Origin of the sequence: Dactylosporangium sp. CS-033363 (genome assembly GCF_050942475.1) — a bacterium.
Lineage (GTDB): Bacteria > Actinomycetota > Actinomycetes > Mycobacteriales > Micromonosporaceae > Dactylosporangium.
Genome location: NZ_CP192032.1, coordinates 10,027,155 through 10,044,854, shown reverse-complemented (window position 1 = coordinate 10,044,854; position 17,700 = coordinate 10,027,155). Strand labels below are relative to the sequence as shown.

General features: G+C 72.1%; 18 protein-coding genes. 9 read left to right on the top strand and 9 right to left on the bottom strand.

Annotated elements, in window-relative coordinates; genetic code table 11:
• Nucleotides 1-380: 380 nt before the first annotated feature.
• Entirely contained in the window at nucleotides 381-587 is a 207-nt protein-coding gene (locus tag ACQPZ4_RS46305; protein WP_433051594.1) for an RNA-binding S4 domain-containing protein, read from the top strand.
• Nucleotides 588-759: 172 nt separating this feature from the next.
• Here the strand turns inward: ACQPZ4_RS46305 and ACQPZ4_RS46300 are convergent, their stop codons facing one another.
• The 4 genes from ACQPZ4_RS46300 to ACQPZ4_RS46285 all read right to left on the bottom strand — a co-directional run bounded on the left by ACQPZ4_RS46300 (nucleotide 760) and on the right by ACQPZ4_RS46285 (nucleotide 4,533).
• Nucleotides 760-1,386: a hypothetical protein gene (locus tag ACQPZ4_RS46300; RefSeq protein WP_433051591.1), complete on the bottom strand. Its 627-nt coding sequence runs from the start codon at nucleotides 1,384-1,386 to the stop codon at nucleotides 760-762.
• A 126-nt stretch (nucleotides 1,387-1,512) separates the two neighbouring features.
• The gene (locus ACQPZ4_RS46295) at nucleotides 1,513-2,202 is read right to left on the bottom strand and encodes an NADP-dependent oxidoreductase (RefSeq protein ID WP_433051588.1); all 690 of its coding nucleotides are present in this window, start codon (nucleotides 2,200-2,202) and stop codon (nucleotides 1,513-1,515) included.
• Nucleotides 2,203-2,735: 533 nt separating this feature from the next.
• Complete coding sequence (locus ACQPZ4_RS46290; RefSeq protein WP_433051585.1) at nucleotides 2,736-3,365, bottom strand: transcriptional regulator; 630 nt, start codon at nucleotides 3,363-3,365, stop codon at nucleotides 2,736-2,738.
• Between the two features lie 169 nt (nucleotides 3,366-3,534).
• On the bottom strand, nucleotides 3,535-4,533 hold the full coding sequence (locus tag ACQPZ4_RS46285) for a LacI family DNA-binding transcriptional regulator (RefSeq protein ID WP_433051582.1): 999 nt from the start codon (nucleotides 4,531-4,533) through the stop codon (nucleotides 3,535-3,537).
• A 253-nt stretch (nucleotides 4,534-4,786) separates the two neighbouring features.
• Between ACQPZ4_RS46285 and ACQPZ4_RS46280 the strand changes: the two genes are divergently transcribed.
• Nucleotides 4,787-5,110, top strand: coding sequence for a hypothetical protein (locus ACQPZ4_RS46280; RefSeq protein ID WP_433051579.1), 324 nt, complete (start codon nucleotides 4,787-4,789; stop codon nucleotides 5,108-5,110).
• Nucleotides 5,111-5,240: 130 nt separating this feature from the next.
• Complete coding sequence (ctaD, locus tag ACQPZ4_RS46275) at nucleotides 5,241-6,977, top strand: aa3-type cytochrome oxidase subunit I (protein ID WP_433051576.1); 1,737 nt, start codon at nucleotides 5,241-5,243, stop codon at nucleotides 6,975-6,977.
• A 536-nt stretch (nucleotides 6,978-7,513) separates the two neighbouring features.
• Here the strand turns inward: ctaD and ACQPZ4_RS46270 are convergent.
• The 4 genes from ACQPZ4_RS46270 to ACQPZ4_RS46255 form a co-directional block, all read right to left on the bottom strand.
• A complete protein-coding gene (locus ACQPZ4_RS46270) occupies nucleotides 7,514-7,843 on the bottom strand; it encodes an STAS domain-containing protein (RefSeq protein WP_433051573.1) in 330 nt (109 codons plus the stop codon).
• Nucleotides 7,844-8,104: 261 nt separating this feature from the next.
• Nucleotides 8,105-8,680 (bottom strand): nicotinamidase, encoded by a 576-nt coding sequence (locus tag ACQPZ4_RS46265; protein WP_433051570.1) that lies wholly within the window; start codon nucleotides 8,678-8,680, stop codon nucleotides 8,105-8,107.
• A complete protein-coding gene (locus ACQPZ4_RS46260) occupies nucleotides 8,677-9,933 on the bottom strand; it encodes a nicotinate phosphoribosyltransferase (RefSeq protein WP_433067006.1) in 1,257 nt (418 codons plus the stop codon). Before ACQPZ4_RS46260 ends, ACQPZ4_RS46265 begins: the two co-directional genes overlap by 4 nt.
• A gap of 251 nt (nucleotides 9,934-10,184) precedes the next feature.
• Nucleotides 10,185-12,809 carry a LuxR C-terminal-related transcriptional regulator gene (locus ACQPZ4_RS46255; RefSeq protein WP_433051567.1) on the bottom strand — a complete coding sequence of 875 codons (2,625 nt, stop codon included), beginning with the start codon at nucleotides 12,807-12,809 and terminating at the stop codon, nucleotides 10,185-10,187.
• Between the two features lie 199 nt (nucleotides 12,810-13,008).
• On the opposite strand from ACQPZ4_RS46255, the gene ACQPZ4_RS46250 reads away from it, so the two are divergent.
• From ACQPZ4_RS46250 to ACQPZ4_RS46225, 6 genes are all read left to right on the top strand, one after another.
• Nucleotides 13,009-14,523 carry a hypothetical protein gene (locus tag ACQPZ4_RS46250; RefSeq protein WP_433051564.1) on the top strand — a complete coding sequence of 505 codons (1,515 nt, stop codon included), beginning with the start codon at nucleotides 13,009-13,011 and terminating at the stop codon, nucleotides 14,521-14,523.
• Between the two features lie 15 nt (nucleotides 14,524-14,538).
• Nucleotides 14,539-14,835, top strand: a complete 297-nt coding sequence (gene clpS / locus ACQPZ4_RS46245) for an ATP-dependent Clp protease adapter ClpS (protein WP_433051561.1) — start codon at nucleotides 14,539-14,541, stop codon at nucleotides 14,833-14,835.
• Nucleotides 14,811-15,332 carry a DUF2017 domain-containing protein gene (locus tag ACQPZ4_RS46240; RefSeq protein ID WP_433067003.1) on the top strand — a complete coding sequence of 174 codons (522 nt, stop codon included), beginning with the start codon at nucleotides 14,811-14,813 and terminating at the stop codon, nucleotides 15,330-15,332. Before clpS ends, ACQPZ4_RS46240 begins: the two co-directional genes overlap by 25 nt.
• Nucleotides 15,333-15,380: 48 nt before the next feature.
• Nucleotides 15,381-15,872 (top strand): Mov34/MPN/PAD-1 family protein, encoded by a 492-nt coding sequence (locus ACQPZ4_RS46235; RefSeq protein ID WP_433051558.1) that lies wholly within the window; start codon nucleotides 15,381-15,383, stop codon nucleotides 15,870-15,872.
• A 61-nt stretch (nucleotides 15,873-15,933) separates the two neighbouring features.
• The gene (locus ACQPZ4_RS46230; RefSeq protein ID WP_433051555.1) at nucleotides 15,934-16,245 is read left to right on the top strand and encodes a MoaD family protein; all 312 of its coding nucleotides are present in this window, start codon (nucleotides 15,934-15,936) and stop codon (nucleotides 16,243-16,245) included.
• Between the two features lie 4 nt (nucleotides 16,246-16,249).
• Nucleotides 16,250-17,200 carry a PLP-dependent cysteine synthase family protein gene (locus tag ACQPZ4_RS46225; protein ID WP_433051552.1) on the top strand — a complete coding sequence of 317 codons (951 nt, stop codon included), beginning with the start codon at nucleotides 16,250-16,252 and terminating at the stop codon, nucleotides 17,198-17,200.
• On the opposite strand, the gene ACQPZ4_RS46220 is transcribed toward ACQPZ4_RS46225, so the two are convergent.
• Nucleotides 17,197-17,544 (bottom strand): hypothetical protein, encoded by a 348-nt coding sequence (locus tag ACQPZ4_RS46220; RefSeq protein WP_433051549.1) that lies wholly within the window; start codon nucleotides 17,542-17,544, stop codon nucleotides 17,197-17,199. The genes ACQPZ4_RS46225 and ACQPZ4_RS46220 overlap by 4 nt on opposite strands.
• Nucleotides 17,545-17,700 lie beyond the last annotated feature (156 nt).

The window sequence follows — 17,700 nt, the reverse complement described above, 5'->3', positions numbered from 1 at the left end:
CGCGGCGTGACCTGCGTGCGTGGGACGCGGCTCGCGTCTGCGCGGCGTGGCGGCGTTGTGGCTGGTTGGAGGCGAGCGCGGCGCACCTCCGCGTCCGCGCGGCGCACCTCCGCGTCCGCGCGGCGCACCTCCGCGTCCGCGCGGCGCACCTCCGCGTCCGCGCGGCGCACCTCCGCGTCCGCGCGGCGCACCTCCGTGTCCGCGCGGCGTCGCCTCCGCGCGTCCGCGCGGCGTGGGCTGCGTGGGTGCGGCGTGGCCTGCGTCCGCGCGGCGTGGCCTGAGGGCGCGGCTCGCGGCTGCGCGGCGTGGTGGGGTTGCGGCTGGTCGGAGGCGGGGCGGCGTGCATCCGCGTCCGCGCGGGGGCGGATACGCTGCGCGATGTGAGAGACATCGAGATCCGGGGCGACATGATTCGGCTGGGGCAGTTCTTGAAGCTTGCCGACGTCATGGAGTCGGGTGGGGAGAGCAAGGAGCTCATCCTCGACGGCGAGGTGTCCGTGAACGGCGAGGTCGACACGCGGCGCGGGCGGCAGCTGCACAAGGGGGACGTCGTGCGGGTGCTCGGGGAGACGTTGCGGGTGGCCTGAGCGGCCGCGTACTCAGGAACTTCACAGCGCCGTTTGGGGCGGTCCCCAGGTCAGGCCCGCATAGTTCTTGGTGTGACCGGCGCCGGAAAAACCGGAAGCCTCCCTGGATGGTCCACCGGCGCGCGGTCACGCCAAAACGTTGCTCATGTCGTTGCCTCGCTGGGGTGGTCAGCTAAAGGGCGACGCTGATGCGGTCGAGGTCGGGGCACCACCTGCCGGGGGTGTTCCCGGCCTCGACTGTGTTGCGGCCCTGTTCGAGGCGGACCGTGACGGTGATCGTGGCGACCTTGTCGGCCCCACCGCTCGGCGGGAACGTGATCAGGGTCCAGCGCCGGCCCGCGCCGAGGAAGCAGCGGCGGGTCTCGGCCGACAGGTACGAGATCGTCAGGCGGTACTCGCCGCGCGCCGGCACCGTCACGCCCGGGAACGTCAGCAGCCGGCCGTTGCCGACGCCGGTGACCGCGCGGCCGCCCGAGGCTCCGCGCACCTCCCGGATCGCCATCTGACCCGAGCGGCCGCCCGCCTCCGCCTCCACCGTGACGGCCGCCGGAGCCTTCGACGGCGTCCGGGACGGGCTGCGCGTGGGGGACTTCGAGGGGCGCGACGACGGCGAAGAAGACGGCGACGGCGATGAAGACGGCGAGGACGGCGACAGGGACGGGGACGGCGAAGGAAGCGACAGCGGCGGGGTCGCCGGTGCGCCCGCGTCCCAGATCACATCGCGCGGCGTCGGGTCGGTGAGGGCGTTGACGAGCAGGAAGGCCGCCGCGATCACGATCAGTGCCGCCGCCAGTACCACGGGTGCCGGTCTATGCGTCCGCGCCCGCCGCCGGCCGGTGTAGGCGGTGGGGGCGTTGATCATGGCTGCGAACGTACCCTGTCACGGGCGCCCCGGCCGAGTCGTGTTTCGGCAGCTCAGGGCGGTTTATGGCGTCAAGACCAGCTTGCCCCGGACATGGCCGGCGTCCAGGAGGCGGTGCGCGTCGGCGGCCTCGGCGAGTGGCAGTTCGCGGTGCAGGGCCACCCGCAGGCGGCCGCGGTCGGCCAGGTCGGCCAGCCAGCGCAGGTCGGCCGCGGAGGGCTCGGCGGGCACGTACCGCCCGCCGGCCGCCGCGATCGCCGGGTTGACCGTCGAGACGGCGCGCGCGGCGTCGCGGACCTCGCGCAGGGTGGCCGCCGTCGTCTCGCCGCCGACCAGGTCCACGGCCACGTCCACCGGTTCCATGGGGTCCTCGACGGGCTCGGCGCCGAGTTCGCGCAGGAAGTCGCGGTCGGCCTCGGGGGCCGTGCCCAGGACGCGCTCGGCGCCGAGAGCTCTCGCGATCTGCACGGCGAAGTGGCCCGCGCCGCTCGCCGCGTCGTGGATCAGCACCACGTCGCCCTCGCCGGTGCCCGCGGCGCGGAGGGCTTGGAGGGCGGTGACGGCTGCCCTCGGTACCGCTGCGGCTTCCACAAACGTCAGACCCGCCGGCTTGTGGGCGGCGGCGCGCGCCGGGACCGTGGCCCGCTCGGCGTAGGCGCCCTCGGTCCAGGCGTAGACCTCGTCGCCCACGACGAAGCCAGTGACCTCGGGCCCGTGGGCGAGCACGACGCCGGCCACCTCGCGCCCGGGCACGCTCTCCCCAGGCCGCCGCGCGGACGCGCCGGAACCGGGTCCAGCCGCGGACGAGCCGGAAGCAGGTCCGGCCGTAGACGCGCCGGAACCAGGTCCAGCCATGGACGAGCCGGAAGCGGGCCCGGCCATGGACGAGCCGGAAGCGGTCGCGGGCGCGCCGGAAGCGGTTCCGGACACGGGCGCGCCGGGAGCGGTTCCGGACGCCGACGTGCCGGAAGCGGGCCCGGTCGCGGACGTGCCGAGAGCGGTCCCGGACCCGGCTGCGTTGGAAGCGGTCCCGGGCGCGGACGCGTCGCCAGCAGGCCCGGCCGCGGCTGCGCCGGAACCAGGCCCGGCCGCGGCTGCGCCGGCACCGGGCGCGGACGCCGGCGCGGTGGGACCGGGCGCGGACGCGGGAGCGCCGTCGTCGAGGTCCAGGTCGGAGCGGTCGACACCGGCTGCCCGGATGGCCAGCAGGAGCTGGTCCGGAGCCGGGCGCGGGTCGGGAAGGTCCCGCAGGGCCAGCGTGTGCTCCGCGGTGAGCGTGATCGCCTTCACGCCTCCATGTCTAGCGGCTCCGGGACCCGCGCGCAGGCGGATATGGCCAGGTCGAGGGAGGTGAGATGGCAAAGTCCCGCCCGGGTGAGGGCCGGCACCACCCCGGCCGCGAGCCATCCGGGGCCCGCCGGGGCGAACGTCGTGGCGGGGAAGTCGGCGGCCGTCGCGAGCAGGCCCGCGGCGTCGGCGGTGGTGGCGGTCTGGGACCAGATCACGGCGGTACCGGCCGCCGTGCGCTCGGTCGCCGCCCGCAACGCCCGCCACGGGACGTCGGCGCCGAGCGGGAAGGTGCCGATGCGCCACTCGAAGAGGGCGGCGGAGAGGGCCTTCAGCGGCAGGTCGTGCTCCTCGCCGGGGGCGCACGCGAGCAGGACGTGGTTGCTGCGGATGTCGCCGTGGCGCGGGACGCTGGACAGGTCGAGCCCGCGGGCGATGCCCTCGCTGAGCACGTGCTCGACCGCGATGTCGAAGGGGCCGCCACCCGCCCCGGCCCGACGCAGGGCGGGTACGCAGGCCCCGGTCCAGGTCCTGGCGACGCCGTGCCGCGCCGTCAGTGTGACGACGATGCCGGCGACGGCGCCGCTGTCCAGGTCCCGGGCCGCGTCCAACAGGTCCAAGAGCCGCATACCCAGTCATTCGCCTGGATAGCGGCGCTTGGATGCACCGGGAGCGCGGGTGTGGGGTCCGAACTCCCGGGGGCGGTGCTGCCGGCGACCGGCAGGAGGCCGCCGTGGGAACGCTTCATGCCTCGTTGCGAGGGGTGGACACGTCGCGGCCGGCGGCCGCAACGCCGATCTACGCGCTCTGCCGGCGCACCAGGGTGGTGGGCAGGACGGGCGGTTCGTCCCAGGGTTCGTTGCACATCTGCGCGAGCAGCTGGCGGGCCGCGGCCGCGCCGATCTCCTCGACCGGCTGCTTGATCGTGGTCAGCGGCGGTTGGGTGAACGACGCGAGCGGCAGGTCGTCGAAGCCGACCAGCGCGACGTCCTCGGGCACCCGCCGGCCCGACTGCCGCAGTGCGTGCAGCGCACCGACGGCCATCAGGTCCGACGCGCAGAAGACGGCGTCGAGGTTGGGGCGATGATCCAAGAGCCGGGTCATCGCGTGTACGCCGGCCGGGCGCGTGAAGTCGCCGTAGGCGATCGGGCCCGGGTCCAGGCCCGCCCGCTCGAGGCCCTCACGGAACCCGGCGAGGCGGTCCACCCCGGCCGAGACGTCCGGCGGACCGGCGATCGTCACGATGCGGCGGCGGCCGGTGCGGGCCAGGTACTCCACCGCCTGCCGGGCGCCGCCGCGGTTGTCCGCGTCGACGTACGACAGCGCGCTGCCCTGCAACGGGCGGCCGATCAGGGTGACCGGTACGCCGAGCGCGGGGAGCGTGACGACGAGGGGGTGGCTGCTGCGGCAGTAGATCAGCAGTACGCCGTCGATGTGGCCGCTGCTGAGGTACCGCTGCAGCGACGCCGGCCGCTCGCCCGCCGCCAGCAGCATGGGCATGTCGCGCTCGGCGAACGCGGCACTGGCCCCGGCGAGCACCCGGGAGTAGAACGGATCGGCGAAGAGGCGTGCGTTCGGCTCGCACACCACGGCGGCGACGGAGCGGGGGCGGCGGTCCACAGCGCGGGCGGCACGCTGACGGACGTAACCAAGCCGGTCGACAGCGTCGCGGACCTGCTGGCGGGCGGCCGGGGAGACGCGGGCGGAGCCGTTGAGCACGCGCGATGCGGTGGCGGAAGAAACGCCCGCGAGCGCGGCGACGTGGGCGAGGGTGGGGTGTTCGGCGGTGTCACGCATGGGGTCGTGCGTGGGATCCTGCGTTTCCGGAGCGGCGGTAATCGACATCGCGACCTCCTTAGATAGCAAGTCGTCGATTTTGGGAGCGCTTCCATATCGGAGCGTCATACACGGTTTCTGCGGTGTCAACACGAGATTGCCGCAAGGTTTCGCTACCGGGGTTCTGACTGTAAATTTCAGCGCCGGGCCGTGAGTCAGGTCTCGACGCGCACCCACCGGGTTCTCTAGCCTCTGCGCATCGAAGGAGGCAAGGATGCGTGACTGGATCGCTGTGATCGTCGCGGTGCTCGGGGTGCTCTTGGTGCTCGCCGGGGCCGTCCTGATCGTGCTGCAGGCCCTCCCCGAGCGCCGCCTGGCGCCCGCCCCGGTGGCGCCCGTCGCGGACAATGCCGACACCGTCGTGGTCGACGCCCCGCCGGCCCCGCGGGCCGAGCCGCTCGGCAGCCGGCTCATCGGCGCGGTGAAAAGCCCAACTCCCGCCGATCGGCTGATCTTCTGGGGGATCATGCTCTTGGTGCTGGCCGCCATCGCGGCGGGTGCCATCAGCTTTGATTTCGGGGCCAAGGGCGGGAGCTGAACCCCAGCGTTTTCGCGTCGGGCGAAGGGACTATTCTGCCTGCGGGGTGACGTGTTGATCGCACTGCCGATCGCCCGGAGCCTCGCGGAGCTGGCTCGCCAGCTGGTTCAACAGCCTCAGGAGGCCTTTCGTGACCACCGTCGCACCGAAGCCGATCGTCACCAGGCCTTGGCCGGTGCACAAGCCGGTCAAGGGCTCGGCGTTCGCTCGGCTGCTGCGCACCACGGATGCGAAGCAGATCGGCCTGATGTACCTCACCACGTCGTTCGTGTTCTTCATGATCGGCGGGTTCATGGCGCTGCTCATGCGCGCCGAGCTGGCCCGGCCGGGGCTGCAGTTCCTCTCGCCTGAGCAGTACAACCAGCTGTTCACCATGCACGGCACGATCATGCTGCTGTTCTTCGCGACGCCGATCGTCTTCGCGTTCGCGAACTACATCACGCCGCTGCAGATCGGCGCGCCGGACGTCTCGTTCCCGCGGCTGAACGCCTTCGCGTACTGGCTGTACGCGTTCGGCGGCTCGATCACGCTGATCGGCTTCATCACGCCGGGCGGCGCCGCGGACTTCGGATGGTTCGCCTACGCGCCGCTCAACAGCATCATCAACTCGCCCGGCGTGGGCGCCGATCTCTGGATCGTCGGCCTGGTGCTCTCCGGCCTCGGCACGATCCTCGGCGCGGTCAACATGATCACGACGATCCTGACCCTGCGCGCGCCCGGCATGACGATGTTCCGGATGCCGATGTTCACCTGGAACATCCTGGTGACGAGCGTCCTGGTGATCATGGTCTTCCCGATCCTGGCCGCCGCGCTGCTGGCCCTGGAGGCCGACCGCCGCCTGGGCGCGCACGTCTACGACGCCGAGACCGGCGGCGCGATGCTCTGGCAGCACCTGTTCTGGTTCTTCGGCCACCCCGAGGTGTACATCGTGGCGCTGCCGTTCTTCGGCATCATCACCGAGGTCATCCCGGTCTTCAGCCGCAAGCCGGTCTTCGGCTACAAGGGCCTCGTCGGCGCCACGATCGCGATCGGTGCCCTGTCGATGAGCGTGTGGGCCCACCACATGTTCGCCACGGGCCAGGTCCTGATGCCGTTCTTCTCGTTCCTGAGCTTCGTCATCGCGGTCCCGACCGGCATGAAGTTCTTCAACTGGATCGGCACGATGTGGCGGGGCCAGATCACCTTCGAGACACCGATGCTCTTCGCGGTGGGCTTCCTGGTGACCTTCCTCTTCGGCGGCCTGTCGGGCGTGCTCCTGGCGAGCCCGCCGATCGACTTCCACGTCTCCGACACCTACTTCGTGGTCGCCCACTTCCACTACGTGCTCTTCGGCACGATCGTCTTCGCGGTGTACTCCGGCATCTACTTCTGGTTCCCGAAGATGACCGGCCGGATGCTCGACGACCGGCTGGGCAAGGTCCACTTCTGGCTGACCACGATCGGCTTCCACACCACGTTCCTGGTGCAGCACTGGCTGGGCACGCAGGGCATGCCTCGGCGGTACGCGGACTATCTGGCCAGCGACGGCTTCACCACGCTGAACACGATCTCCACGATCGGCTCGTTCATCACCGGCCTGTCGACCCTGCCGTTCATCTGGAACGTGTGGAAGTCGTACAAGACCGGCCGCGTGGTCGAGGTGAACGACCCGTGGGGTCACGGCATGTCGCTGGAGTGGGCCACGTCCTGCCCGCCGCCGCTGCGCAACTTCGACAGCATGCCGCGCATCCGCTCGGAGCGGCCGGCGTTCGACGCCCGGTACCCGGCCCACGCGCCCGGCCATTCGCTGGAGGCGCCGCCGCCCGGTGGGGCCAAGCCGCTCAGCCACGAGGCCGACGGTGGGGCCAGCTACCAGGAACAGTCGTAGCGCCCGCGCCGGACAGGCTCTGAACGCCCTCGATCGCCACAAGCGGTCGGGGGCGTTCCGTTGCCGGCCTACGTCACCCACGGCGGCAGCGGCTGGCTGAGCGGGCCGGCGTCATGCAGGGCGGCAATGGCCGGGCTGGCGGGCCGGCGTCGTCCGCGGCGGCAGGCGGGCCGGCGTCGTCCGCGGCGGCAGCGGCCAACTGAGCGGGCCGGCGTCATCCCAAGGCGGCAAGGCGGCAAGGCGGCAAGGCGGCAAGGCGGCACGGCGGCACGGCGGCACGGCCGACTCAGCGGGCCGGCCAGAGATCGGACGAATCGGGCAAAACGGCGTTGTGACAGTTTCGTGAAAAAGCCGCGGTGATCACCCGAGTGAGTGATTCACTCACAGAAGGTAGCTGCGGCAGTAACGCAGCGTGCACCTGGAATCGTCGTCAGCGCGGAGGCGCCGCCGCCCGGGGTAGGGGTGGGGCGCTCCGCGCGCGTCGTCAAGGTGGGGTTCGGCCGGAGCCGGGAGAGTAATACGTTCCGTAATGCGTGTCAGGCCGGTTGGGTGACCCCGCCGCGCGGGGCGGGCAGGCGGCCGGACACGGTGCCGGGCGGGATCGGCACGCCGAGAATGTCGCTCACTCCCACCACCGCGAACAGCCGCGCGATGAAGGGGTTGGGCCGGCGAATGTCGAGCTTGACGCCCATGCTGTGGCAGATGCGCTTGGCAACGACGAGGGTGCCGATGCCGGTGGAGTCGAGGAAGGTGACCCCTTGAAGGTCGATGACAAGGAGGTCGATGCTTCCGTCGAGCACTGAGCTCACCGCGGTGCGGAGCTCCTGAGCGGTCTCATAGTCGATTTCGCCACTCAGCGTCAGCACTGACTCTCGCTGATCCGAAGGGCGAGTCTCGATCGACAACTTCACGTGACCCTCCTGGTGCTGAGCCGTCCACCATGGACGACCCTTCGAGGTCCCGCAAGCGTAGCGAAGTCTTACCATTTTCGCCACGCTCCGTGTAGGTGCTCCTTACGTAGTGACGTGAGAAGTCCTCACATCGGTGCCGCGGAACCGGCTTGCCCGGATGACGGTACACGTCGGTTGTTACACGGCAAGTCCAGCCATGTGCCATCCGCCGGACGGTCAGCTCCCGGCCACGACCGGTTCACCAACCAAGGTCACGCCGGCTTCCCGCAGCTCAACCAGGGCGGACTCGGTTGTGGCGGGCATGACACCCGCGGTCAGGCCGAGGAGCACGGTTGTAACAAAGCCGGCCCGGACCGCATCGAGCGCCGTCGCGCGGACGCAGTGATCCGTGGCGATCCCGACCACGTCAACCTCGGTCACGTCGCGCTCGCGCAGCCACTCGGCGAGGCCCCGGCCGTCGGACGCGCCCTCGAAACCGGAGTACGCGGCCTGGTAGGAGCCCTTCTCGAAGACCGCCTCGACCCGGCTGGTGTCCAGGTTGGGGTGGAAGCCGATCCCGCCGGTGCCGACGACGCAGTGCACCGGCCAGGTGCTCACGTAGTCGGGGTGTTCGGCGAAGTGCGCCCCCGGGTCGATGTGGTGGTCCTGGGTGGCCACCACGTGGTCCCAGGGACCGCCGGCGGCCAGCGCGGCCGAGATCTCCTTCGCCACGCCCGCCCCGCCGGCCACGGCGAGGGAGCCGCCCTCGCAGAAGTCGTTCTGCACGTCCACCACGATCAACGCCCGCGTCATGCGGTGCCTCCTGAGATTCCGCCGGTCATGACCACCGGGACCGCGGGGTCGCCGGCCGAGAGCTTGAGCCCCTCCCAGGGGATCGAGATGAGGCACTGGCGCAGGTGCTCGCGCGACTCGCGCAGCGTCGGCAGGTCCGCCACCGGCTCGCCGCCGCGCAGCAGGGGCCGCTGCAGGGCCCGGTCGTGCGGCTGGGCGTCGGGGGTGCCGAGGGAGACGACGGCCTCCTCGGTGGCGGTGCCGGTGGGCTTGTGCCGCCGTACCGCCGTCTTGCGCCCGCCCACCGTGCCCTTGTGCTCGGAGCGCTTGACGACCGGCCGGCCGTCGACCTCGACGAGCTTGTAGACCAGCCCGGCGGTCGGCGCGCCCGAGCCGACCACGACGGCCGTGCCCGCGCCGTAGACGTCGACGGGCTCGGCGGCCAGCGCGGCGATCGCGTACTCGTCCAGGTCGCCGGAGACCACGATCTGCGTGTCGGTGGCGCCCAGCGAGTCCAGCAGCGCCCGGGACTCGGACGCGAGCACGCTCAGGTCGCCGGAGTCGATGCGCACCGCGCGCAGCTCGGGGCCGGCCACGGCGATCGCGTTGCGGATGCCCTGGGCGATGTCGTAGGTGTCGACCAGCAGCGTGGTCTGCTTGCCCAGCGTCTCGACCTGGGAGCGGAACGCGGCCTGCTCGGAGTCGTGCAGCAGCGTGAAGGCGTGGGCGGCGGTGCCGGTCGTCGGGATGCCGTAGCGCCGGCCGGCCTCGAGGTTGGACGTGAACGCGAAGCCCGCCAGGTAGGCCGCGCGGGCCGCCGCGACCGCCGCCTCCTCCTGGGTGCGCCGCGAGCCCATCTCGATCACCGAGCGCCCGCGCGCCGCGGTGACCATCCGGGCCGCGGCCGCCGCGATCGCGCTGTCGTGGTTGAGCACCGACAGGATCAGCGTCTCCAGCACGACGCACTCGGCGAACGTGCCGCTCACGGTCAGGATGGGGGAGCCGGGGAAGAACAGCTCGCCCTCGGCATACCCGTCGACGTCACCCCGGAATTTGTACTTCCCGAGCCAATCGGCCGTCGCGTCGTCCACGATCCCGCGCTCGCGCAGGAACGCGATCTCCTCATCGCCGAAGGTGAACTCGGCGATGAGGTCGAGCAGCCGGCCCGTCCCCGCGACCACGCCGTAGCGCCGCCCGATCGGCAGCCGCCGGGCGAACACCTCGAACACGCAACTCCGGTCGGCGGTGTCGTCGCGCAGGGCCGCCGACAGCATGGTCAGCTCGTAGTGGTCGGTCAGGAACGCGCTCGTCGTCACATGAACAACATATTCCAAGGCTTATAGGACCGCGATCACTCGTCGGCGGCAGCGAGCGGAGCGCGGCGGCTTCCAAGCGCTGCAGTCCGGCGATCACTCGTCGGCGGCAGCGAGCGGGGCGCGGCGGCTTCCAAGCGCTGCAGTCCGGCGATCACTCGTCGGCGGCAGCGAGCGGGGCGCGGCGGCTTCCAAGCGCTGCAGTCCGGCGATCACTCCTCCGGCGGCAGCGAGCGCAGCGCGGCCGCGAGCTCGGCCCGGCCGGTCACGCCCAGCTTGGCGTAGACGCGCATGAGGTGGTTGTCGACGGTACGAGAGGACAGATAAAGCTGGTCCGCGATCTCCTTCGACGGCACCCCGGCCGCCGCCAGCCGCGCGATCTGGCGCTCCCGGCCGGTCAGCATGGGCTGCGGGACCACCAGGGCCGGGGTCACCGCGTGCGGGCACTCCACCCGCAGCTCGGCCAGGCGCTGGGCGGCCCGCGGCGTCTGCGGCGAGCGGATGCCCCGCAGCAGCGTGACGGCGCCGGCGGCGGCCTCGGCGGCGAAGAGGTACAGCTGCATGTCCGCCAGCTCCTCGGCCACCGAGAGCAGGGCGCCGCCGTCCTCCTCGGCCATCGCGCGCACGTGCCACGCCATGGCCGGGGCGAGCCGGCCCTCCACCGTCTGCGCGAGGGCCCCGATGCGCTCGTTGACCTCCGCGGCGAAGCCGAGGCGGCCCAGGTCGTAGAGGGCGAACATCTCGTGCGCGGCGAACCCGTCGCTGCGGTTGCGCGCGGCGAGCAGGCGCAGCACCTCGGCGGCCGTGGTCACGTCGCCCGCGGCCACGGCGACCCAGGCGCGGGCCTCCTCCAGCCACGGGTACAGGACCTCCATGGACCGGTAGTGCGCCTCCTCGGCCAGCGCGAACGCCGCGGCGGCCCCGGCCGCGTCGCCCTGCAGCGCGGCGATGTGGGCGCGCTCGGCGTGGGCCAGGGCGACGAAGATCCGGCCGGTGGCGAGCATGGCGCTGGCCTGGCTGGCGGCCCGGCCGCCCTCCTGCAGGTGCCCGCGCAGCCGGGCCGCCTGGGCCCGCACGATCTGCAGGTAGCCGGAGCCGAGCAGGAAGTTGCCGGCGTCGGCCATGCCCGCGAACTCGGTGGCCACGATCGCGTCGACGGCCCCGAGGTCGGCGGCGAGGATCATGGCCGTGCCGCGGGCGAGCTCGATGCCCAGCTGGATGTACGGCACCTCGGCCCGCCACTGCGTCGCGTCCGCGTCCAGCAGCGCCATCGCCTTGACCGTCTGCACCGGCGTGCCGCGCATCGCCTGGAGGTGGCCCATGATCGAGCGGGCGAGGGCGCGCGGCCCGGGGGCGGAGGCGGGGCTGTCCAGCACCGTGCGGGCCAGCGTCAGGGCCTGGCCGAAGTCGCCGCGGTGCAGCCGCATGGTCGACTCGACGGACAGCGCGAGGGAGCGCTCGCGCAGGTCGACGATCTTGTGCGCCTGGCGGTCCATCTCGTCCGCGGTCGACGAGTCGCCGACGCCCCAGTGCGAGATGATGTGCCGGATCGCCAGCCAGCGGCTGCGCTGGCCCTCGTCGCCGATCTGGTCCTCGTTCTGGTCCAGCAGCAGCGCGCCCTCGTCGGGGCAGTTGGCGAACATGAGGATCGTGGCGAGCGTCTCCGCGGCGTCGAACCCGCCGCCCGCCGCCACCGCCGCACGCCCGAGCCGCATCGCCAGCGCCATGTCGTACGTCGCGAAGGCCAGCCGGCACGCGTTGAGCAGCAGCACCGGGTCGCGCGCGGTGTCGGAGTCGAGCCGCCAGACCGCGACGCGCAGGAGGTCGTCGCGGCGCCGCGCACCGCAGTTCTCGACCAGCGAGGCGAGGTCGGCGAGCAGGCGCCGGTTGCGGGTGACCGGGCAGCGGCGGCGGACGACCTCGCCGTACAGCGGATGGGCCAGCCGCACCGTGGTCCGCCGGTCCTCGACGACCACGCGGACGAGCTGGCGCTCCTCGGCCGTCTCCACCGTGGCCAGGTCGGTCCCCTTGACCAGCAGCGGCAGGCCGATCGGCTCACCGAAGGCGACCAGCTCCAGCACCGCGCGCTCCTGCGGGGTGAGCTTGCCGATGCGCGCGTCGACGACCTCGGTCAGGGTCGGGGCCAGGTCGACCTTGCCGGTCCAGCGCTGCATGCCGTAGCTCTCGATGATCTCGCCGGCCGCGTGCGCGCCGATCACCAGCTCCCGCAGCAGCAGGGCGTTGCCCTGGGAGAGCTGCCAGAGCCGGTCCACCGAGGCCGAGTCGACCGGGCCGCCGAGCACCTGCTGCAGCAGGTCGGAGGTCTCCTGCAGGGTGAGCGGCCCGAGCTCGATCCGCTCGACCAGGTCGTCCTTCCACAGGGCGCTGATCGGGTCGTGCACCGGCTCGCCGGTGCGCACGGTGCCGATCACCGTGGCGTTCTCCGAGCGGGCGACGTAGTACACGAGCGCGGCAGACAGCGGGTCGAGCAGGTGCGCGTCGTCGATCGCGACCACGATCGGGCGACCGGCCGCCTGGCGGTGCAGCGCGTCGACCGCCCAGCGCAGCAGCCCGGCGGGCGAGCCGCCGGCGGGCTGGTCGGGCGGCAGCACCTGGGCCAGCCCGCCGAGCGGCAGGCCGGCCGTCGCGGCGTTGGCGGTGGCCGTCCAGACGGCGAGTCTGTCCTGGTCAAGTGCATTGACGCCCTCGCGCAGCAATCGGCTCTTGCCGATGCCCGGCGGGCCGCCGAGAATCAGACCGCGACCGGTGGAACCGGAGGCCGCCTCGGCGACACGGGTGAGTTCTGCGTTTCTGCCGACAAAGCTCCAGGGAGGCACCGTCGCAGCATATCGATACGTTGATTACTGCGTGTACCTGCGGACGCACGAACTTGAGTAGTGCGTTCGGCCCCAGTGAGTACCAGAAACCCTGCTGTTGTAAGTGCCCGTTCACGTAGCGTTCCGATGCCCCGCCCGGCAAAGCTGCCCGGCAGCGTGTCGGACGGGCTCTCCGGGCGTGCACAAGGAGGTCGCACACATGGGCTTCGGGGTCATGCAGGCACCGCTGATCGAACTGACCGTCACGTCGGCGCCGGCCTTCGGCATCACGACGAGCGGGAGATCAGCAGCCGCCATGCCGATTCGCGGTAGCCGGAACCACCGGCAATCCACAGCCCCGTCCCAACCGCCCCACCGGGCCTGCGCGATCGTGGCCGGCACCGCCAGGTCCGGCAAGACCGCCCTGGTCGACGCGCTGATCCGGCGCGCCGCGGGGCCGATCGACGCCGGCGACGCCTGGGTGGTGTTCCGCCACGGCGAGCGCGCGGACGCGTGGGCCTACGTGCCCGGCCGCCGCGAGCCCCGGCCGTTCCCCGAGCGCAGCACGGTCAAGGGCCCGGTCCGCCCGGCCCGGCGGATCGAGGTCGCGCACCCGTCGCCGCTGCTCAAGCGGGTCTCCTTGATCGACACGCCCGGCAGCGGGGGCCTGGATCCGGTGACCGCCGAGATCTCCCTCGACGCCGCCGCCGAGGGCCTCGGCCTGCTCTTCGTGGTCGACGCCGCCGCCCCGCTCGGGCGCGCCGACCTCGACCTGCTCGCCGCCGCGGCCGACCGGCTGGAGCGCATCGCGTTCGTGCTCACCCGCATCGACCAGCACGACGAGTGGCCGGAGATGCTGGCGGCCAACCGCGCGCTGCTCGCCGCGCGGGGCCCGCGCCTGGCGACCGCGCCCTGGTTCCCGGTCTCGCTCGACCCGGCGTCCACGTTCGGCGTCGCCGAGCTGCGCCACCAGCTCGAGGCCTGGGCCGACGAGCAGGCCGCGACCGGCCCCCGGGCCGGCGGCGTGGCCGCGGCCACCGTCTCGGCCACCGGCGACGCCTGGCAGGAGCTGCTGGACCGGGAGATCCGGGCCCGCCGCCTGGCCGCCGTCGAGCGGGTCTCGATCGACCTGGCCACCATCCACGTGCGCTGCGTGCAGGAGCTGGGCTCCGGCAAGGGCTGCCCCGAGCTGCCCCGGGTGCTCGACCGGCAGCTGCACGCGCTCTCCGTGCGCAGCTCCCGGCAGCTGCGGGTGGACACCCGCGAGGTGATCGACTCGGTCTTCGGCGCGCTGCTGGACACCCCGCCCGACGAGGTGGTGCTGGCCCGCATCGCCACCGCCGCCCGCCGCACCGTGGACAACGGCCGCGACGACGGCCGCGACCGCGACCGCGCGCTGCTGGTGACCACCACCTCGGGGGTGGCCTCGCTGGCCGGCGCCGGCGCGCTGGACAGCCTCTCGGCGACCGGGACGGGCCCCGAGGACGGCCAGGTGCTCTCCCCGCTGGGGGTGGGGCTCAACGCCGGGTCGTACGCGATGTGGCAGCCCCGCACCGGCCCGGGCGGCCCGCCGAAGCTGCCCGACAAGAAGGACTGCCGGCGCTGGCTGCAACACGCGCTGCGGGAGATCGAGGTCGAATTGGGCCACGAGCTCAGCGAGCGCTACGCCGAGCTGCGCCAGGCGCTGTCGATCATCGCTGGAGACGCGGTCGACCATGGCGTGCTGCTCGCTTGATGGCACCATGTTGGTATGGCGGCGCCGCAGGTCCTACCGATCGAAGAGACCCATGTCGAGGTTGACGAGGTGCCCCAGACCGACCGTCCGTGGGTGACCGTCGTCTGGAACGATCCCGTCAACCTCATGAGCTACGTGACCTGGGTCCTGCAGAAGCTGTTCGGGTACAGCAAGGAGAAGGCCGAACGCCTCATGCTCGACGTGCATCACAAGGGCAAGGCGATCGTGACCAGCGGCGCCCGCGAGAAGATGGAGTACGACGCATCCCGGCTGCAGGCCCATGGCCTCTGGGCGACGGTGGAGCAGTCGTGACCATGTTCGTGCGCGCCGGCACCGTCTGCGTGGCCCGGTTCGGTCCGGGCGAGGCGGCCGTGCTCAACGAGGTGATGCTCGAGGTCATCACGCTGCTGTCCGAGGGCTTCGACCGCACCGATCCGGTGATCGAGCGCCTGTTCCCCGACGTGTACCGCGATGATCCGGCGCTGTCGGCGGAGCTCAGGCGGTACACGGAAGACGATCTTCGCTCTTCGAAACTGGAGCAGGCGGCACTGCTGCTCGACGCCCTGCCCGTCGAGGGCGGCGAGGTGGCGCTGGACGAGGAGCAGGCGGAGGCGTGGCTCCGGGCGCTCACCGACGTGCGGCTCACCCTCGGGCTGCGGCTGGGCATCGCCGACGACGACGTGGACATCGAGGACGAGCTGGACGACGCCATCCTCAAGGACCCCACCTCGGCCCGGGTCGCGCAGCTGTCGGTCTACCAGTACCTCACCTACCTGCAGGAGTCGCTCGTCGGCGCGCTGATGGGCTGAGACACCCGTCACGGGCAAGTGACGCCGGGGTTTCGGTAGGCTGTGGGCGTGCTGACCATCGACGCCGCGATCCTCGACGCGATCGTCGCGCACGCCCGCCGGGATCACCCGGACGAGGCGTGCGGGATCGTCGCGGGTCCGGCCGGCTCCGACCGGCCGGAGCGGCACGTGCCGATGGAGAACGCGGCCCGCTCCATGACGTTCTACGAGTTCGACTCCAAGGAGCAGCTGCGGCTGTGGCGGGAGATGGACGACGCGGACGAGGAGCCGGTCGTGGTCTACCACTCGCACACCGCGACCGAGGCCTACCCGTCGCGCACGGACGTCTCCTTCGCCGGCGAGCCGGGCGCGCACTATCTGCTCGTCTCGACCCGCGACCCCGAGGTGACCGAGGTCCGCTCGTTCCGCATCGTGGACGGAGCCGTCACCGAGGAGCCGGTTCGGGTAGTGAATGCAGTCGTGGATTCGAACGCCGTCCAGAAGTACCTCTTCGGGCAGAGCCCGGCGACCGTCGACTACGAGTGTCAGACCGGCAGCTGATCAGCCGCCCCATCCGTTCTGACCCGTTTTGTCCAGTCGTTCATCAAGAGAGAGTTTTGCCATGGCTATCGAGGTTCGCATCCCCACCATCCTGCGCAGCTACACCGGCGGCGCGAAGACCGTCGAGGGCTCCGGGGACACCATCGCCGACCTGCTCACCGACCTCGACTCCCGGCACTCGGGGCTCAAGGACCGGCTGATCACGGGCGAGGGTGGCCTGCACCGGTTCGTCAACGTGTACATCAACGACGAGGACGTCCGCTTCCTCGGCGCGCTCGACGCGAAGCTCAACGACGGCGACTCCGTGACGATCCTGCCCGCCGTCGCGGGTGGCGCGTTCGCGTTCGCCGCCGCCCACGCCCTGCGCGGCTGATCCCGTGGCGCGCTACGAGTCCCTGCTCGACGCGTGCGGCAACACGCCGCTCGTCGGCCTGCCCCGGCTCTCGCCGAGCGCCGACGTGCGGCTGTGGGCCAAGCTCGAGGACCGCAACCCGACGGGGAGCGTCAAGGACCGCGTGGCGCTGTGGATGGTGAAGGCGGCCGAGGAATCGGGCCGCCTCCGCCCCGGTGACACGATCATCGAGCCGACCAGCGGCAACACCGGCATCGCGCTGGCCATGGTGGCCAAGCTACGCGGCTACCGGCTGGTGTGCGTGATGCCGGAGAACGTCTCCGCCGAGCGCACCGCGCTGCTGCGGATGTACGGCGCGGAGATCATCACCTCGCCCGCGGCCGGCGGCTCCAACCGGGCCGTCGCCGTGGCGAAGGAGATCGCGGCCGAGCATCCGGACTGGGTGATGCTGTACCAGTACGGCAACGAGGCCAACGCCCGCGCCCACTACGAGTCGACCGGGCCGGAGATCCTGCGCGACCTGCCCACGATCACGCACTTCGTGGCCGGCCTGGGCACCACCGGCACGCTCATGGGCGTCGGGCGGTACCTGCGCGAAAAGGTCGAGGACATCGAGATCATCGCCGCCGAGCCGCGCTACGGCGAGCTGGTCTACGGCCTGCGCAACCTGGACGAGGGCTATGTGCCGGAGTTGTACGACGCGAAGGTGCTGACCCGCCGCTTCTCCGTCGGCACGCAGGACTCGGTGCTGCGCACGCGGCAGCTGGTCGAGGTCGAGGGCATGTTCGTCGGCTTCTCGACCGGCGCCGTGCTGCACGCCGCGCTGGCGGTGGCCCACCAGGCGCTCAAGGCCGGCAAGCGGGCCGACGTGGTGTTCCTGGTGGCCGACGGCGGGTTCAAGTACCTCTCGACGGGCGCCTACGGCGGCACCCTGGCCGAGGCGGAGACCGCGCTCGAGGGCCAGCTCTGGGCCTAGAGCCCGGTCACGACCCAGCCGACCAGCAGGCTGACCGAGGCGGCGCCGAGCAGCGCGTACGGAAGGCGGCGGCGGTGCACGCTCGCGAACGCGGCGATCGTGCACGCCAGGCCGAGCAGGCCGATGGTGATGACGACCGGGCCGTACCAGACGCGGTACTCGGCGATGAGCCCGACGAACGCCCGCAGCGCCACCGCCATGCCCCCGAGGCCCAGCGCCGCCGCCCACGCGCAGACCGCGGCGATCTGGCGGTTGTCGGGGCGCGGGTCGGCCTCCGTGGGCAGGCGAAACGCGTCGGGCAGCTGCCGGCGCAGCCGCTTGGCTCGGGACACGTCAACCGACACGGTCGCCTCCTCTGTTACCGCTTCACAGCGTGCAACGAGCGAGGCAGGCGACCGTGACGCGAGCGTGTCACGTTGGCGACATCCGGCCCCCGATCTTTCGGCCTGAGCAGCCCCCGCGGCGTAGGCTGCGCAGCGTGAACGGGCCAAGCCGTGCCT

What these genes read in the sequence shown, in the direction of transcription:
- ACQPZ4_RS46290 (WP_433051585.1), bottom strand. Translation starts at nt 3,365, where the DNA reads ATGCGGCTCTTGGACCTGTTGGACGCGGCCCGGGACCTGGACAGCGGC.
- ACQPZ4_RS46285 (WP_433051582.1), bottom strand. Translation starts at nt 4,533, where the DNA reads ATGCGTGACACCGCCGAACACCCCACCCTCGCCCACGTCGCCGCGCTC.
- ACQPZ4_RS46280 (WP_433051579.1), top strand. Translation starts at nt 4,787, where the DNA reads ATGCGTGACTGGATCGCTGTGATCGTCGCGGTGCTCGGGGTGCTCTTG.
- ACQPZ4_RS46265 (WP_433051570.1), bottom strand. Translation starts at nt 8,680, where the DNA reads ATGACGCGGGCGTTGATCGTGGTGGACGTGCAGAACGACTTCTGCGAG.
- ACQPZ4_RS46260 (WP_433067006.1), bottom strand. Translation starts at nt 9,933, where the DNA reads ATGCTGTCGGCGGCCCTGCGCGACGACACCGCCGACCGGAGTTGCGTG.
- ACQPZ4_RS46250 (WP_433051564.1), top strand. Translation starts at nt 13,009, where the DNA reads ATGGGCTTCGGGGTCATGCAGGCACCGCTGATCGAACTGACCGTCACG.
- clpS (WP_433051561.1), top strand. Translation starts at nt 14,539, where the DNA reads ATGGCGGCGCCGCAGGTCCTACCGATCGAAGAGACCCATGTCGAGGTT.
- ACQPZ4_RS46230 (WP_433051555.1), top strand. Translation starts at nt 15,934, where the DNA reads ATGGCTATCGAGGTTCGCATCCCCACCATCCTGCGCAGCTACACCGGC.